Raw genomic sequence first — 1,314 nt, 5'->3', positions numbered from 1 at the left:
GCACCGGGCCGGGCGGCTCGGTCTTCGTGGTGGAGGACTTCGGGCCCGACGGCGAGTCGCCGCGTACCGGGATGGACCTGCGCATGCTCGTCTACTACGGCGGCCGCGAGCGCGCCGTCGCCGACCTGCGGGCCCTGGCCGCGCGGTGCGGCCTGGAGGTCGCCTCGGTGCATCCGGCGGGCGCGCTGCGGATCGTCCGGCTGGTGGCACGCCCGTGACCCCCGCCGAGATCGTCGCCGCCCTGGTCGCCCCCGAGGGCCGCCGCGACCCCTACCCGCTGTACGAGCTGCTGCGCGCCCACGGCCCCGTCGTCCCGGTACGCCCCGGTCTCACCGTCGCCGTCGGGTACGCCGAGATCAACCGCGCGCTGCGCGACAACCGCCTCCGCGTCCAGGACGCCGCCGGGTACGACCACATCTATCCCGCCTGGCGCTCGCACTCCTCATTGCGCGGCTACACCGACTCCATGCTGTACCGCAACCCGCCCGGCCACACCCAGACCCGGCGCCTGGTCAGCAGCGGCTTCACGCCCGCCCGGGTGGCCGGGATGCAGGAGTCGGTCGAGCGGATGGTCCACCGGCTGCTGGACCGGCTGGCCGACCTGGGCGCCGGCGGCACGCCCGTCGACTACGTCGCCGAGTTCGCCTCCCGGCTGCCGATCGCCGTCATCAGCGCGCTCATCGGCGTGGCCGAGGAGGACCAGAAGTGGTTCCGGCAGGTCGCCTCGGACCTGACGATCGCCCTGGAGGGCATCACCAACGTCGCCAGGCTGTCCATCGCCGACAAGGCCATGGACGAGCTGGCCGGCTACTTCGGCGAGCTGATCGACGACCGCCGCCGCCACCCCGCCGACGACATGCTGACCGCGCTCGTCCGCGCCCACGACGACGGCACCCGGCTCAGCCACGACGAGCTGGTCGGCAACCTCATGCTGCTGCTGACCGCCGGGTTCGAGACGACGAGCTTCCTGCTCGGGCACGGGCTGCGGCTGGCGTTCGAGCATCCGGGCCAGGCCGCGCGGCTGCGGTCGGAGCCGGGGTTCGCCACCGCGTACGTGGAGGAGGTCCTGCGGTTCGAGGCGCCCGTCCAGGCGACCAGCCGGTGGGCCGAGACGGCGACCGACGTCTCCGGCGTCCCGGTGCCGGGCGGGACGAAGGTCGTCCTCATGCTCGCCGCCGGCAACCGGGACCCGCGCCGCTTCCCCGACCCGGCCCGCTTCGACCCGGACCGTCCGGACGTCCAGCCGCTCAGCTTCGGCGCCGGGCCGCACTTCTGCCTGGGGGCGCCGCTGTCGCGCATGGAGGCCCGCATCGC

1 protein-coding gene and 1 pseudogene are annotated in these 1,314 nt (G+C 74.6%); both read left to right on the top strand.

All coding sequences use genetic code 11. The features are described 5' to 3' along the window. Positions 1–218: pseudogene (locus ACWCSD_RS52655) on the top strand (methyltransferase); the annotation flags it as partial. Then, positions 215–1,314: cytochrome P450 (locus tag ACWCSD_RS52650; RefSeq protein WP_449927489.1), on the top strand; the 1,100-nt coding region annotated here is incomplete at its 3' end. The pseudogene ACWCSD_RS52655 and the gene ACWCSD_RS52650, both read left to right, overlap by 4 nt.

The organism is Nonomuraea sp. NPDC001684 (genome assembly GCF_053596515.1).
This window is presented reverse-complemented; position numbering and strand designations above follow the sequence as displayed.